The organism is bacterium, from assembly GCA_016124905.1.
GTDB lineage: Bacteria > Pseudomonadota > Alphaproteobacteria > Rickettsiales > RI-342 > RI-342.
Map to the genome: position 1 here is coordinate 41409 of WGMV01000002.1, position 15742 is coordinate 57150.

Annotated in this window: 15 protein-coding genes; 4 read left to right on the forward strand and 11 right to left on the reverse strand. The window is 60.0% G+C overall.

What is annotated here, in order from left to right; translation table 11 throughout:
- Positions 1–14: 14 nt before the first annotated feature.
- From GC177_00245 to GC177_00285, 9 genes are all read right to left on the reverse strand, one after another.
- On the reverse strand, positions 15–2372 hold the full coding sequence (locus GC177_00245) for a hypothetical protein (protein MBI1274388.1): 2358 nt from the start codon (positions 2370–2372) through the stop codon (positions 15–17).
- 12 nt (positions 2373–2384) lie between these two features.
- A complete protein-coding gene (locus GC177_00250; protein MBI1274389.1) occupies positions 2385–3218 on the reverse strand; it encodes a DUF2497 domain-containing protein in 834 nt (277 codons plus the stop codon).
- Positions 3219–3349: 131 nt separating this feature from the next.
- The gene (locus tag GC177_00255) at positions 3350–4732 is read right to left on the reverse strand and encodes a TolC family outer membrane protein (GenBank protein MBI1274390.1); all 1383 of its coding nucleotides are present in this window, start codon (positions 4730–4732) and stop codon (positions 3350–3352) included.
- Positions 4729–5415: a methyltransferase domain-containing protein gene (locus GC177_00260; protein MBI1274391.1), complete on the reverse strand. Its 687-nt coding sequence runs from the start codon at positions 5413–5415 to the stop codon at positions 4729–4731. The genes GC177_00255 and GC177_00260 overlap by 4 nt, the downstream gene beginning before the upstream one ends.
- 113 nt (positions 5416–5528) lie before the next feature.
- Positions 5529–6515: an SDR family NAD(P)-dependent oxidoreductase gene (locus tag GC177_00265; GenBank protein MBI1274392.1), complete on the reverse strand. Its 987-nt coding sequence runs from the start codon at positions 6513–6515 to the stop codon at positions 5529–5531.
- Positions 6512–7366, reverse strand: coding sequence for a hypothetical protein (locus GC177_00270; protein ID MBI1274393.1), 855 nt, complete (start codon positions 7364–7366; stop codon positions 6512–6514). The genes GC177_00265 and GC177_00270 overlap by 4 nt, the downstream gene beginning before the upstream one ends.
- The gene (gene rfbC, locus GC177_00275; protein ID MBI1274394.1) at positions 7367–7924 is read right to left on the reverse strand and encodes a dTDP-4-dehydrorhamnose 3,5-epimerase; all 558 of its coding nucleotides are present in this window, start codon (positions 7922–7924) and stop codon (positions 7367–7369) included.
- Positions 7921–8823, reverse strand: a complete 903-nt coding sequence (rfbD, locus tag GC177_00280; GenBank protein ID MBI1274395.1) for a dTDP-4-dehydrorhamnose reductase — start codon at positions 8821–8823, stop codon at positions 7921–7923. The genes rfbC and rfbD overlap by 4 nt, the downstream gene beginning before the upstream one ends.
- Positions 8798–9835 (reverse strand): hypothetical protein, encoded by a 1038-nt coding sequence (locus tag GC177_00285; protein ID MBI1274396.1) that lies wholly within the window; start codon positions 9833–9835, stop codon positions 8798–8800. The genes rfbD and GC177_00285 overlap by 26 nt, the downstream gene beginning before the upstream one ends.
- 100 nt (positions 9836–9935) lie before the next feature.
- Here GC177_00285 and gyrA point away from each other — a divergent pair, with 100 nt between their 5' ends.
- From gyrA to GC177_00300, 3 genes are read left to right on the forward strand one after another with little or no spacing between them, the layout of a single operon-like run.
- Entirely contained in the window at positions 9936–12626 is a 2691-nt protein-coding gene (gyrA, locus tag GC177_00290; protein ID MBI1274397.1) for a DNA gyrase subunit A, read from the forward strand.
- A gap of 5 nt (positions 12627–12631) precedes the next feature.
- Complete coding sequence (coaD, locus tag GC177_00295) at positions 12632–13132, forward strand: pantetheine-phosphate adenylyltransferase (GenBank protein ID MBI1274398.1); 501 nt, start codon at positions 12632–12634, stop codon at positions 13130–13132.
- Between the two features lie 33 nt (positions 13133–13165).
- A complete protein-coding gene (locus tag GC177_00300) occupies positions 13166–13780 on the forward strand; it encodes a peptidylprolyl isomerase (GenBank protein MBI1274399.1) in 615 nt (204 codons plus the stop codon).
- A 158-nt stretch (positions 13781–13938) separates the two neighbouring features.
- Here the strand turns inward: GC177_00300 and GC177_00305 are convergent, their stop codons facing one another.
- Both GC177_00305 and GC177_00310 read right to left on the reverse strand, forming a co-directional pair.
- Positions 13939–14253 carry a hypothetical protein gene (locus tag GC177_00305; protein MBI1274400.1) on the reverse strand — a complete coding sequence of 105 codons (315 nt, stop codon included), beginning with the start codon at positions 14251–14253 and terminating at the stop codon, positions 13939–13941.
- A 1-nt stretch (position 14254) separates the two neighbouring features.
- Positions 14255–14767 (reverse strand): hypothetical protein, encoded by a 513-nt coding sequence (locus GC177_00310; protein MBI1274401.1) that lies wholly within the window; start codon positions 14765–14767, stop codon positions 14255–14257.
- Positions 14768–14845: 78 nt separating this feature from the next.
- Between GC177_00310 and GC177_00315 the strand changes: the two genes are divergently transcribed.
- The gene (locus tag GC177_00315) at positions 14846–15739 is read left to right on the forward strand and encodes a hypothetical protein (protein MBI1274402.1); all 894 of its coding nucleotides are present in this window, start codon (positions 14846–14848) and stop codon (positions 15737–15739) included.
- The last annotated feature ends 3 nt before the right edge of the window (positions 15740–15742 follow it).

The window sequence follows — 15742 nt, forward strand, 5'->3', positions numbered from 1 at the left end:
GCCTGTTGCCCAATCTATCTATTGTAAACGGGCTGCCCATTATAGGGCTGCTGGTACTGCCCCTGATACGGCAATTGCGCGGGCATCGGCGTATAAGCCTGCTGCTGCATCACCGGCTGAAGTGGCGGCTGATAAGCGGGAGTATAGACCTGCGGCGCATAGCCCTGCTGCGTCGGCGGCACAAAATTAGGCTGCGAGATGTAACTTTCCTTCCTCGCGGGCGGCAGATCGTAAGACTGCACATAAGCCGCGCCGCCTCCGTTGGAAATCAGCGGCGGCAAGCTCTCTTGCTGATATTGATAGCTCTGCTGCTGATACACGGGCTGCGGCGCCGCATAAGGCGCCTGCATGGGCGGCGCATAGCGCTGCGGCGGCTGATAGCCCTGTGGCACCGCCCCCAGCGATTGCGGCGGCGCATACCCCTGCTGCGGCACGGGCGCCTGGTAACGTGGCGCAGGCTGCGGAGCGGCCATCAGCGGCGCGGGATAGGACTGGCGCTGCGGCGCATAGGCCTGCGGCTGCTGATAATAGGTCGGCGGCGGCGCATAATAAGGCTGCTGCTGATAGCCATAATAAGGGCGATAGACCGGTTGTGGCGGCGGTGGCGGCAACAGACGATTCGCCAGTTCCTGAAAGCCGTAATACTGCGCGTAATAACCCGGCGTGAAGCCACGATCATCCACCTTGTTCTTATCCGCGCCGTTATTGGTCAGCAAATCCACCATGTCGCTATTGCCCTTGGCGGCGGCGATATGCAGCGCCGTCTGCCCCTGCTGCATGGGCAGGTTAGGGTTGGCCCCTGCCTTCAGCAAAAGGCTGGCCACTTCCACATGCCCCGCATTCACCGCATAGGCCAGCGGCGTGCGCCCTTCCTGATCGCTCTCATCCACCCGCGCCTTGTTCTTGATCATGAGTTTGGCGATATCGGTATTGCCGTTATTGGCGGCAAAATGCAGCGCCGTCATACCGTGGCTGTCCTGCGCATCCGGGTCGAGTTTCTGCGACAGCAGAAAATTCGCCGCCAGCATGTTGCCGCGCTTGAGCGCACGCAGCACGGGCGGGTTGCCCGCCTCGTCAATCTGGTTGCCGTCAAACCCCTGTGCGAACAAAGCCTGCAATGCGCCAGTATCGTTTCGGTCGATGGCGGTGAAATACATATGCTCCAACTGGCGCGACAATTTCCGCCCACCGGGAATCGGCGCCGTGCTCTTGCGTTTATAATCCTCGGGGTTCAGCTGCGGGCGCGGTGGCGGGGTGCTGTCCTCTTCCTCAAATTCATCATCATAGCCCATGCCCGACACCCGGCCTTTATTATCGGCCTCGTCCAGCATCTTCAGGGCCTTGTCGATATTGGGGTCGCCGCTGTCCAGCGTATCGGTTTTGCCATTGCCGCCATTCGGCCCTTTGATGGCAAACATCGGCGCAATACGGCCCGATGCATCCACCGGCTTATCCGGCAGTTGCACAGGTGGCAATCCAGCCTTGCTGCTTGCTTTGCCAGCTGCTGCATCGGTCATGCCGGGCAAGGGCGGCAAGCCTGCGGGTTCCGTCGCCATCGTCGGCAGAGGGGGCAGATCTTTCGCAACCGTGGTGGTGGTGGTCTGGGTAGCCGCAGCGGGCGCGGCACCGGCCACCACGGGCTTAACGGTTTTGGTGGTGGTGGTCGTAACGGTTTGCGTTTTGACGGATTTGGTGGGCACCGGGGCAGCAGGCGCTGTCGGCAAGGGCGGAAGGTCCAGCGTGGGAGCGGCCGCTGCCTTGGCTGGTGCTGCGGTTTTGGCAGGTGGTAATGGCGGCGGCATATCGTCCACTGGCACGGCAACGGCTTTAACCGTCGTCTGGGTGGTTTGCACCGTTGTTTTGGCGGGCGGCAGCGGCGGCGGCATGTCATCCACCGGCACGGCCTGAGCCTTCACACTGGCGGATGCGCCCTTTGCGGGCGGCAACGGAGGAGGCAGATCATCCAGCTCGGTCGGCTGCGTCTTGGCCGGGGCCGTTTTAGCGGGCGGCAATGGCGGCATATCAGCGGCAACCACGCTGGTCTTGGTCGTCGTGGTAGCGGTGCTGGTCACCTTGGCGGCCGCCGCCTTATCCGGAGGCAGCTTCTGAAAAAGATCGTTGATGTCCTTGTCATCGGCGGCTTTTCGCGCGGCCTTGTCCGGCACGGGCGGTGGCAATGCCGAAGCCGACGGAAGCTCCAGCGCCGGCATGGGCGGCATTTCTGGCAGTTCCACGCTGGCGGCATCACTGGCGTTGGGCAGCGGTGGCAACCCTCCCGTTCCCTGTGCAAACGCACTGGAACATGACAAGGCCGCAAGGCTCACCCAAAGGCCTGTGATGATATATTGGCTGAATGTGCCGTGGCCCGCCACAATTCCCCCTGCTTAACGGGGTATCAGTTTGCGCAGCTCATCGCGGACGATGCGCTCTACCGTGGCTGGCAGATTGGCCTCAAACCAGTCCTTGATCAACGGTTGCAATGCCTCGATCAGCAAATCCTCCACCGTGGTGCCGCTGCGGGTCACCAGACCGCTATGAACCGGCTGCGCCTCTTCATTCTGGTGCGGAAGCGTATCGATGAACTCCTTGAAAGCACTGCTCACATTGGCGGCAGCCTGGGGCGACAGCAAGCCCCGTTCTTCCTGTTCATCCATGGACAGATCCTTGGCAGGTTGGTCTTCTTCATCCGTCTCGTCCAGTCCGGCATTTTCGAGCATGGAAATATCCATGTCCTTGAAATCATCAGCCCCGGATTCTTCGTGGATGTCCTCTTCGTGAATTTCCTCTTCCGCTTCAACGCTTGAAGGCGCTTCCTCATCCACCATTTCAAGCTCAACGGGCATTTCATCCGCCACCATGGGCGTGGCCTCTTCGGCAATCACCTCATCAATCGGCTCCGCGATATCCTCTTCACCACCGGAAACGGACAACGGCTCGTCGGATTCAATGGCTTTGGTAATGGCATCGATATCGGCCAGAATATCATGCGAATCATCGGGGGTGGAAATATCCGGCTCCATCACCATGTCGGTGAGTTCGAGCACATCCTCTTCTTCGGCCGAGGCATCGATTGATTCCGGCACTGCGTCAACGGGCGCCGCTGTGTCGGCAGCCCCTTCAGGAGAACCCCCTGCAGGCCCATCTTCCGCAATAATGCGTTTGATGGACTGAAGAATTTCTTCCATGGTTGGGTCTTGTTGCAGCTTGTCGTCAGCCATGCCCAGCCACCATTTACCTTTCGCCTGCGAACCAGGCCGCTAAACGGCCTGCGTTCTTCCCCATGTTTACACCACATGGGCAGGATAGCAAATGGACCTGCCAAATACAATCATTTGTTATAGGCTTAGGGTTAGAACCCCAACATTTTGTGGCTGTTGTTGTCGTAATACTCTTCGGGGTCATAGCGCTGCACGGCCAGATTCAAGGCTTCAGCGGTAAATTGGCCAAGCAGCGCGGCCAGTGTATATTCCGCCACGGCCTCGTCACGCTCGGCAGATACCTGGTCCACCTCTGCCTGAAAAAGCTCGCGCTCGGCATCCAGCACATCCAGCGTGGTGCGCGCACCGTATAGCTGCTCCTGCTGAACGCCGTCCAGCGCCACTTTCGCAGCATCCACCGCCTCTTTGTTCGCCTCAATGGAGGCACGGGTGGAATTCAGGCGCTCCCACGCACTCACCACAGCTTCGCGCACACGGTTATTCGTATCCATTGCCGTCAGCTTGGCCTGCTCGCGCTGACGCTTGGCCTGCCGTGTCTTTGAATAGGCCGAGCCGGATTCATACAGCGGAATATTGAAATTGAGCGCAATCGTATCGTTGCGCACATCCGTGCCCGCGCCCAGGAACACATTCCCTTCCTGACGCTGCGCCGTTGCATCCAGCGAAACGGATGGCAACAGCTGCGACCGCTGAACGCCTACATTCTTATCCGCCGCCTCTGCCTGAAACGCGCGCTGCTTCAGCACGGGGTTCTGCTTGAGGGCGACATCCACAGCCTCTTCAATCGTGCCGGGCAGTTTGATATCCGGCAATTCGTCGGAAAGAACGGGCGACGCCGGCTTGCGGACGATACGCTCGAAATTCGCCTCGGCGGCGGCCTGGTCGGCCTGCGCCTGCGTCTGGTTGGCCTGCGCGGTTGCCAGGCGGGCCTGGGCCTGGGCGGTGTCGGTGCGCGTCACTTCGCCCACCTCGAAACGCTCATTGGTCGCATCCAGGTGCTTGCGCAGCACATCCAGGTTTTTTTTGCTGAGATCCATCACGCGGCGGGTGCGGATCACATCCGCATAAGCCGTTGCGGCATCCAGCAGCACGCTTTGCTCGGTGCCCCTGAGTTGCTCACGCCCGGCGGCGGAATTCTCTTTTGCCTGCTGATAACTGTAATAGCTGCCAAACCCGTTGAACAAGGGCTGGCTGGCCTGCAGCGAACGCACATCCGTGGTGCCGTACGAGAACGCGCCGGAACCGCGTTTGATACGTTGATTCCCGCGCGAATAATCCGCCGAAACGGACGGACGGAACTGCGAGAACGCCTGGTTCACATTCTCATCCGTGGCCTTCAGCCCTTCACGCCCGGAGGAAAGCTCGGGGTTGAACGTGTAGGTATGCGCCAGCGCATCGGCAAAGTTATTTACCGGTTCCTCGGCATGGGCCACCAGGGGAAGCGTTGCGCACCCCACGGCCAGCAGCCCCAGCATGAATCGGCGATGAAAGAGAGAAGCTGAACGGCGTATCAAAACACGAACTCCTGATGTTTCTCCAGCCCTGGCAGCACGCGAACCGCGGCATCGTAAGCATCGCGATACGTCACCACGCCATCCGCCTTCACCCCTTGAACCATGCGGGCGAAACGGCCGGAATCCTTTTTATAGATAATGGCGGCAATGCGGCCGCCTTCCTTCAATTGCTCCTCAAGCGCCTGGGGCACCTGATGCGCGCCGCCATTGATGATGATGGCATCAAACAGCGTTTTGGCATCCACGCCATGCGCCAGGCTGCCCACCGTCACCTCAACATTCTGACGTCCCAGCCTGCGCAGTTGGCTGACGGCATGGGCGGCCAGCTGTTCATTGCATTCCAGCGCCACCACGTGTCTAGCCAGATGCGAAGCCAGCGCGGCGGAATATCCCGTGGCGCAGCCCACATCCAGCACCGTGTCCTCTGCGTCGATTTCGGCCAGCTGAAGCAGACGGGCCTGAGCCAGGGGCTCCAGCAGGTAGCGCGCATCCAGCCCATGCCCCAGCGGCAGGTCATGGTCCGCATAGGCCAGGCTTTGATATTCGGCGGGGATGAATGGCTCGCGCGGCAGCTCACCCATCACGTCCAGAATACGCTTATCCGTGATTCCGGAAGTGGCCAGCTGCTGCGATACCATATTGATACGCGCCTGCTGCATGGTCTGTGAACGTAAGGCGGACACCGGCGTCTCCCCAAATTTGTGCGTTGCGGTATGGCATAGATAGGCCTGCTTTCCCACCGCTTCAATGGGGATTATCAGCAAAACATTACCAAAAGATTGCAGTTAGGCCGCGTTCAGCGGTTTAAGTGATACATTTTGTACCAGTCCACGAATGCCGGAATCCCCTGAGAAATCGACGTTTTTGGCGAAAAACCGAAATCCCGCCGGCTGGCCTCGATATCGGCATAGGTATCCTGCACATCGCCGGGTTGCATGGGTTGCATGCGCAACTGCGCCTTGATGCCGATGGCCTTTTCCAGTTCAGCAATGAAATCCGTCAGTTTTTCGCTGCGGTGGTTGCCAAGGTTGTAAACCCGGTGGCGCACACTGTCTTTTTCTTCCGGCGGGCGCCCCAGCACCGCCATGAGCCCGTTGATAATATCGTCGATGAACGTAAAATCGCGCCGCATATCGCCATGATTATACACGTCGATCGGCTTACCCTGCGTAATGGCCTGCGTGAATTTCCACGCCGCCATGTCGGGCCTGCCCCATGGGCCATATACCGTGAAAAATCGCAGCCCTGTGGCAGGTATGCCGTAAAGGCGGCTATAGCAATCCGCCATTAGTTCGGTCGCTTTTTTGGTGGCGGCATAAAGCGACACCGGATGATCCACCGGGTCCTCCACCGAAAAAGGCAGCTTTTTGTTCGCCCCGTAAACCGAGCTCGAACTCGCATAGGCCAGATGCGCCTGCGGCCCCAGAGCCCGGCACAATTCCAGCATGTTCAGTGTGCCGTCCACATTCGCTTTCGTGTAGGCCCTCGGCGCTTCCAGCGAATAACGCACCCCCGGCTGCGCCGCCAGATGCGCAATCGCCTCCACCTCTCCTGCCGCCTTCAGCAAAAGGTCAAAGCTTGCTTCATCGGCGATATCCGCCTTGATGAAAGTGAAATCCCCGCCCAGCTTTTCCAGCTCCGCCAGGCGCGCCTGCTTCAAGCGTGGGTCGTAATAAGCATTCAGGTTATCCACGCCGATCACGCGCACACCCTGCTCCAGCAGCCGTTTGCTCAGATGAAAGCCGATAAACCCGGCCGCTCCCGTCACCAGCACCGGCTTCATATAGCCTCCAGCCGCGAGGTCGCCCGGGTAGCCAGCCACAAAAGCGAACGATGAAACGTCGGCGCGGCCTGTTGCAGGCGCGGCATCACCCAGTTCCACCATTGGCCAATGCTTTCCGGCGGCAGAGCAACCGCGGCGGGTAACGTCACCAGCGTAACGGGGTTACCGTTTTGCGCGTAATACCAGGCCAGCGCGTTCAGGGCCGCACCATGCGGTACGCCCTGAGCCGCCCGTTCAAACGGCACATCCACTCCCTTGGGCCACATCATGGCCAGCAGCGACGGCAACGCCGCACGTCCATCCTGCGGCACATGGCGCAGCATGTAACGCGCGCAATAGCGCCATATCTTCTCGCGCCACCCCGCCAGAATGTGATGCCAGCCATCCTGCACCCGCAGCCCGTTCACACCGCCAGTTTTTTCAACCACCGCCAGCATTCCTTCCAGCGCGTCCTCCGGCAGGTTGGCATAAGGCGACACCGCCGCCACATAGCGGCCTGCCGCAAGCCTGGCAGCCTCCTGCCATTGCCCTCCGGCGTCGGCACAGGCGCTTTCCATCACCACCATGCGCTCGCTGTCATCCACCCAGTGATGCCATTGCTCCCGCAAAGCAGGGGGCGCCTTGTGATAAACCAGAATCACGCTGTGCAGCGACGGCTGCTTGAACAAGGCCTTCACATGTACGCCAAGCCCTTCCATACGGCCGTCGCCAACCGCCAGCACCACCGTCACGCGGCGGCGCGCCCATTCGGCCTGCGCGGCTTCCAGGCTGGAAAGCCCTTTCAAGGCGCCATCCGCCTGCGCGGGTGGAATCCGGCTTTTCAACCGAAGCAGCTTGCTGAAAAAACTCATCTACTTCCACTCCCGCACCGGGTGCCGGGCGTAATGGTTCCAGGATGGCAACCCGGCATCCTTTTCGGAAACGATCGGGCTGGAAAGCGGCCACACAATGCCGAGGTCAGGGTCATCCCAACGGATGCCGCCCTCCCCCTTGGCGTTGTAATGGGAATCCACCTTGTAAAACACCTCGGCCTCTTCCTCGCCCAGCACGCAAAACCCATGCGCCATGCCGCCGGGTACCCACAGAAGCCTGCCGTTTTCCGCGCTCAGTTCCACCGCCACATGCTGGCTGTAAGTCGGCGAAGCCACCCGCACATCCACCGCCACGTCCCAGATGGCCCCGCGCAGCACGCCCACCAGCTTCCCCTGCGTCGGGTTATGCTGGTAATGCAGCCCGCGCAGCACATTGGGTTTGGAAAAGGAATGGTTATCCTGCACGAAGGCGTGCGGCAGCCCGGCTTCCTTGAAGGCGCGCGCATTGAAGCGCTCCATGAACCAGCCGCGCTCGTCCCGGTGCCGCTGCAGCTCGATGACCTTCACCCCGTCAATGGCCGTGTCGATAACCTTCATGCCTTCCCTCCAAGGCTGGCTATAGCACGGGCAAGCCCGTCCCGCCAATCATCCGGTAAGATGCCGAAAGCCTCGCGAAAGGCGGATATATCCAGCCGGCTGTTCAGCGGCCGCCGCGCGGGCGTGGCAAACGCGCCGCTGGATACGGCCTCCACGTCGGGAAGCTGCGGGATGAGCCCGGCATTATGCGCCGCCTTCACCATCGCCTCCGCAAACCCGTGGCGAGACACCTCCCCGCCATGGCAAAGATGATAAAGGCCGGGCGCGGGTGGATTATCGGATAGAATCATTCCAATAGCTTTCACCAGCCACCGCGCCAGGTCCGGCGCATAACTCGGCGCGCCGATCTGGTCATCCACCACGCGTAATGGCTTGCCTTGTTTTGCCTGCTCCAGAATGGAAGTGAAGAAATTCCGCCTCACCGCATCATACACCCAGCTCAGGCGAATAATATAATGGCTGCCGCCGGATGCCAGCACCGCCTGCTCTCCCGCCAGTTTGCTTGCTCCATAATAATTGAGCGGATGCGCGTCATCCGCCTCCCGCCAGGGCGCCGAACCCGCGCCGTCAAACACATAATCGGTGGAAAAATGCACCAGCGGAATATCCTCCGTGGTTGCCCACTCGGCCAGCAGTCCCGGGGCATGCGCATTCACGAGAAAAGCCGCTTCCCGTTCGCTTTCGGCCTTATCCACCTGCGTATAGGCCGCCGCATTCACCACCAGATCCGGCCGGTAATCCGTCAGCACGCGCAGTGCCGCATCCGGCTCCGCCAGGTCGGCCTGCCCATGGCCGAATCCCTTTGCCTGCTTTCCCAGCAGGGCGCACAGGGCGCCGCCCAGCTGCCCCCCCGCTCCCAGCACGGCGATGCGTTCAGTCCGCGGGGGCAAAGGCTTCATCCGTCATGCAAAGGCCAACCAGCCAGCTGCTCTGCCACAGCTGGAAGTTATCGTCGCTGCCGATCAGCACCATCTTCTCGCCTTCCTTGCTGTCCAGCACGGCAAGGTCCTCGGCATTGTCATGCATGATGTAATTGGTCACCTCGATCACCGGCCCCACCACGTCCTCATGGCCGATTTCCACCAGCCTGAGGCGGCTGCGAAATCCTTCAAACAAGGTCAGCTTCCGCTCCAGCACCAGCAGGTGCATCTCATCCCACCGGGCCACCGAAGTCGGCATGAACCCTTCGCTTTCCTGATAAGGGCGGCTTTCCGTCAATGCTTTCCCGTCAAATATCCATAAGGTCGATGCATCCTTGACCGCATTCCCGCCCTTATCCTTATAGGCGGCATATTCCGCCACCAGCCACCAGGTTCCATCCCCCAGGTTGATGATCGTTTCAATCCCCAGATTGCCATCCTGCCCCTTACCGTTCAGGGGCACGGGCACGGCATCGCCCACCGCGCGCCAGCCTTCGCCATTGCGTTCAAACCGCTGCAGCCGGTGCTTGCGCTCAAAACTCACCCAATATTCGCCCGTCTGCTCCGCCGTGGCCAGGCCTTCGCTGTCGCGCATGCGCATGGCCAGCTTGCCGCCTTTTGCATCCAGCAGATCGTGGGCGGTAACATCGCTCAGGTCTTCGAGATAAAGGCTCTTGTTTTTATTGCGGGAGAAAATCAGCGTCCCTTCCACCATTTCCGCCCGGTCGGCCAGGCCCATCCAGTGATTGCCCTCCACCTGCATGTCGGAAATCCCGCCGATCCTGGCGTCCTGACGGCGGATTTCGCCGCCCCCGCACCATTCCACGCCCTTATGCGTCACAACCGGCGGCTTCGTAATCTGTCGAAAAACCGTGGAATCTCGCTCGGTTCCGGCTTTTGCGTCACCGTGCCACCCTGCGGCCGCCAGCAGCAGGGCCGCCATTCCCAACAAAAAGGCAAAAACAAGGTGAATCCGTTTCATATCATCCATCTGCACTATTTAAAGGGACTGGGCAAGGTTTTGGTTTCGCTCGACGGCATGATTTGCTAAACCAACCCCCTATCCTTTTTCAGACCAGTTCGGAACCAGTATGACCGATACCCCAGCCTCCAGCTCTCAGCCGGTAGCGATTGAACATGAAATGAAGCGCTCGTACCTCGATTACGCCATGAGCGTGATCGTGAGCCGGGCCATCCCCGATGTCCGCGACGGCCTCAAACCCGTACACCGCCGCATCCTCTTCGCCATGCTGGAATCCGGCTGCACCAACGACAAGCCCTACAAAAAATCCGCCCGTATCGTCGGTGAAGTGATGGGTAAATACCACCCGCACGGCGACTCCGCCATTTACGACGCCCTCGTGCGCATGGCGCAGGATTTCGCCATGTCCGTCATGCTGGTGGACGGTCAGGGTAACTTCGGCTCCATGGACGGCGACAAACCGGCCGCCATGCGTTACACCGAATCCCGCCTCGCCAAGGTGGCGATGGAAATCCTCGCCGACATCGACGAAAACACCGTCGACTTCCAGGAAAACTACGACGGCTCCGAACAGGAACCCAAAGTCCTTCCCTCCCGCTTCCCCAACATCCTCGTCAATGGCGGCGGCGGCATTGCGGTCGGCATGGCCACCAACATCCCCACCTTCAACCTGGGCGAAGTCATCGACGCCACGCACATGCTGCTGGACAACCCGCTGGCCACCAATGAGGAGATCCTCACCGTCATGCCCGGGCCGGATTTCCCGACCGGCGGCCTCATCCTCGGCCGCGGCGGCATCCGCAACATGATGGAGACGGGCCGCGGCAGCATCGTCATGCGCGCCCGTACCGACATCGAAGAGGCCAATAACGGCCGTCAGACCATCATCGTGCAGGACATTCCCTACCAGGTGAACAAGGCCCGCATGATCGAGCGCATCGCCGAGCTCGTGCGCGAAAAACGCATCGAGGGCATCTCCGACCTGCGCGACGAATCCGACAGCGACGGCGTGCGCGTCGTCATCGAGGTCAAGAAAGATCACCAGGCCGACGTCGTCCTCAACCAGCTCTACCGCTACAGCCCGCTGCAGACCAGCTTCGGCGCCAACATGCTGGTGCTGGACCAGGGCCAGCCCAAGCTCCTCACCCCGCGTGAGATCCTGATCGCCTTCATCGACTTCCGCGAGGAGGTCATCTACCGCCGCACCATCAACCGCCTGAGTAAATCCCGCGAGCGTGCGCACGTATTGATCGGCCTTTCCATCGCGGTGGCCAATATCGACGAGATCATCCGCATCATCCGCAATTCGCCGGACCCCGCCACCGCGCGTGAATCCCTGATGGCCAAGGACTGGGCCGCCGAAACCGTCGCCCCGCTCATCGCCTTGGTGGAAGACCGCGGCAACATCCTCGTTTCCGGCCGCACCAAACTGACCGAAGCCCAGGCCAAAGCCATCCTTGACCTGCGCCTGCATCGCCTGACGGGCCTTGAGCAAGCCAAGATCAACGACGAACTCGGCGAACTCGGCACCGCCATCCGTGATTATCTCGACATCCTCGGCTCGCGTGAGCGCATCCGCGCCATCATCCGCGAGGAACTCACCGCCGTCAAAACCGCCTATGCCGAGCCGCGCCGCAGCCGCATCGAAGATGGCGATTTCGACCAGGATATCGAAGACCTCATCCAGCGCGAGGACATGGTCGTCACCGTCACCATGGGCGGCTACATCAAGCGCGTGCCGCTGGCCGACTACCGCGCCCAGAAGCGCGGCGGCAAAGGCCGCAGCGGCATGAACATCCATGAGGATGACATCACCACCGAGCTGTTCGTGGCCAACACCCACACGCCGGTATTGTTCTTCAGCAGCAAGGGCCGCGTCTTCAAGCTGAAGGTCTACAAACTGCCGCAGGGCACGCCGCAATCGCGCGGCAAGGCGCTCATCAACATCCTGCCGCTGGAACAGGGCGAAACCATCCAGACCTTCATGCCCCTGCCGGAGAATGAAAACCTCTGGGATCAGCTGCACATCATGTTCGCCACCAGCAAGGGCAACGTGCGCCGCAACACGCTGGAGGATTTCCACGATGTACGCTCCAACGGCAAAATCGCCATCCGCATGGACGAAGGCGACACGCTCATCGGCGTGCGCACCTGCACCGAGGACGACAACGTGCTGCTCGCCGCCCATAGCGGCAAATGCGTGCGCTTCCCCGTGGCCAACGTGCGCGTGTTCAAAAGCCGCACGTCCGACGGCGTGCGCGGCATGCTGCTCGCCGAAGGCGATCGCGTTATCTCCATGGCCATCGTGAAAGATTCCAGCGTCAGCATTGAAGAGCGCGACGAATATTTGCGCTATGCCAGCGCCAAGCGCCGTGGAGAGGACTACGCCTCCAAACTTCCGCAGGAAACAGTGACGCAGCTGGAAACCGAGGAACAATTCATCCTCACCATCACCGAAAACGGCTACGGCAAACGCACCTCGGCCTACGAATACCGCATCACCAACCGCGGCGGCCAGGGCATCGTCAACATCGAAACCTCCGAGCGCAACGGCGCGGTGGTGGCCAGCTTCCCCGTGGATGCGACCGACCACATCATGCTGATGACCGACAAGGGCCAGATGATCCGCACCACGGTGAAGGACATCCGCATCGCCGGCCGCAACACGCAGGGCGTCACGCTCTTCCGCGTGTCGGACGATGAGCACGTCGTCTCCGCCGTCCGCATTGCCGACAACAGCCAGGATGAGGATGAAGAAGGCGCAGAAGCGGTAGAAGAAACCACCACCCAGGCGGAATAACACCGATGACCATCGGCATCTACCCCGGCACGTTCGATCCCATCACCTTCGGCCACCTGGATCTCATCCGCCGTGGCGTGAAGGTGGTCGACAAGCTGGTGGTCGGCGTTGCGCAGGATACGGGCAAAGGCTCCATCTTCTCCATGACTGACCGCGTCAGCATGGCCAAAGCTGAAATCGCAAGCCTCCCCGCCGACATCGCCGCCCATATCGAGGTCAAACCCTTCAAGGGCCTGCTGGTGGATTTCGCCAAAAAAGAAAAGGCCCAGCTCATCGTTCGCGGCATGCGCGCCACGTCGGATTTCGAATATGAATTCGAGATGGCCTGCACCAACCGCCGCCTGAACCACGACATCGAAACCGTGTTCCTCACCGCATCGGAAAACACGCAATTCATCTCATCCCGTTTCGTCAAGCAGATTTCCCGCCTGGGCGGTGACATTTCCAGCTTTGTATCTGCGCAAGTTGCCGATAAACTCGCGCGATATTATGCCACTCACCAGTAGGAGCATCTAACAATGGCAAGCTTCAAGAAATTCATGGCGGCAATCCTGCTCGCCGCAACCATCACAGGAGGTTTTATGGCGAAAGCCAAAGCTGCGGATCCCGAGAACACTCTTTATCTCGACCTGAAGGACGGCCGCGTGGTCATCGAACTGCTGCCGGAAAAAGCCCCCAACCACGTTGCCCGCATCAAGGAACTCACCCGCAAGGGCTTTTATGACGGCATCGTATTCCACCGCGTGATCGACGGCTTCATGGCCCAGACGGGTGACCCCACCGGCACCGGCATGGGCGGCAGCGGCAAAAAACTGAATGCCGAATTCAATGACGAGCCCCACACCCGTGGCGCCGTGTCCATGGCGCGCGCAGCCTCCCCGGATAGCGCCGACAGCCAGTTCTTCATCGTGCTGAAGGATTCCAACTTCCTGGATCGTCAATACACCGTCTGGGGCCGCGTGACCTCCGGCATGGAATTTGTCGATAACATCAAAAAGGGCGATCCCAGCTCCAACGGTTCCGTCAACAACCCGGATAAAATCGTCAAAATGCAGGTTGCCGCAGACGTGAAAGAGGAAGCAGCCCCCGCAAAAGAAGAAAAACCGAAGGAAGAAGCCAAACCAGCCGCCAAGAAAAAGGCCGGCAAGAAGTAAGCTGCTTCAAGCGTGAACGAAAAGGCGCCGGATCACTCCGGCGCCTTTTTTATTCCTACCCTCTTTGTTAACGCGACAGCAGATCGCGCTGGCCAGCCTTGAGCATGCCTCATGGCGAAATCAAGGAGGATTTCGCCGGAGGCAAAACAAAAGGCAGCCTATTCATGTGACTGGTCAGGCGCATGAATAGGCTGAGTGATGTTCAACCACTCCTCATGGTTAAACCCATATTCCTCTTCCATTCGCGCCCGTACCGATAAATCCGGCACGCCGATGCCATGCGCCAGCACCCTGCCGTAATCCGTCGGCTCCACGCCTATACCTTCGGCCTGCTTCTCCGCCAGTTCCTTCAGCATGTCCATGCGCACGGACAGGTAGCAATACCAGGGCACGCCATCCTTGCGAAATCCCTGCATCAGAATCAGCCCATAAAGCTCCGTGCGAACCTGGTCGGTGAAAAAATGGTGCGCCATATCAGGTAATCGTCACATCGGGCGCCAGCAGGCCCGCATGGCGCGCCACATTGGCCACCGTCAGGCGCGTCAACATGCGGGCAAGCGCCACCTGCTTCATGAGCAATTTTCCTTTCAACGCCTGCTGGGCCACCTCGTTATCCGGCGCAATCATCTGCAGATACGCCAGATATTCCGCCTCTTTTTCCTCATCCACTTCGTCAAACCAGAGGTCCGGCACCAGGTCGCCCACCCCTTCGCTGGCCGTCAGCAACGAGCTGCTCTTGGTCAGAAAACTCTTGATGGTGCTGCCTTTCTTGGAATTGGCATCCACCGCAATCCCGCCCATCACCATGCTGGTGATCAGCATCTCCCCCACGGCAGGCTGCGTTTCCTGCGCCTGCTGCTGTTGCTCGAATTGATGGCGAAACCGGTGATCCCCACCGCTCTCATCCTTTTTATCCTCGTCGGGATGCAGCCCATGCCCAAGCCTGCTGGGGTCAACATCGTGAAATGGTTTATCGCCTGAATCCATCGCCTCACCTTACAGGCACAAATTTAACCCTTTGCTAAACCCATGGTGCCATAACAAAGGGTAAATAGGAAAGAAACCATGCCTTTTGTCAACGTCAACATCGTGCTGGATAAACCGCTGGAACCCGACCAGCGCCTGGCCTTCCCCTACCCGGAAGGCTTGAACGAGGCCAGTTTCTTCGGCGCCTTCAACCATAACCTGGTGGTGGACGATGTTTTCTGCAAATCGCCGATCGATTTCGTCATCATCCCGCGCAGCGCCTTCCTGGAGCTTCACTGGCGCAAAAACCAGACCGTGGCCAAAGGCAAATTCCTCCATGTAAGGCTGGAGGAGCTCGGCACCAACGCCCATTACGACGCCAAAAACAACGTCACGCTGGTCAACACCTTTCCGGCCAACCTGTTCATGATCAACCTGCGTGCCCCGCTGCCGCGTGATCATCAATTTTACATCCCGCCCATGCAGCTCACCAAGCCGGGCGCCCTGCCGCTGGCCAAAAACCACCCGGATGTGCCGCGCAACGTGATTATTGCCGCCACGGTCAATGCCACACAGGTGCAGTTCAAAATTGTGGGGCAGGATGTCTACAACCGCAACATGACCGAAGTGATCACCGGCCCCAATGCCGGCATCCGCAGCGGCAAAAAAGCCTTCAACAAAATCCTCAGCATCCAGGCCAGCCAACCTTGCAATGGCGACATCGCCGTCGGTGTCGGCAACCGCATCGGCCTGCCGGTATTCCTTCCGGCGGAAGGCTACGTGGTGCAGGAAATGATCGGCAGCGCGGTTCCCCAGTCCCCCGGTCTGCTGATTCCCGGCGATATCGGCGCTCCCACGGCCACCAGCGGCGACCGGCGCGGAACCTACACCCCGCCCTCCACCGCCGCGCTCAATGGCCGCAACGGCATCTACCTGCTCATGTCATTGCCCAATCCCGGCAATATCGGTTCGGAAGACTTCTTCGAAGCTTAAGCC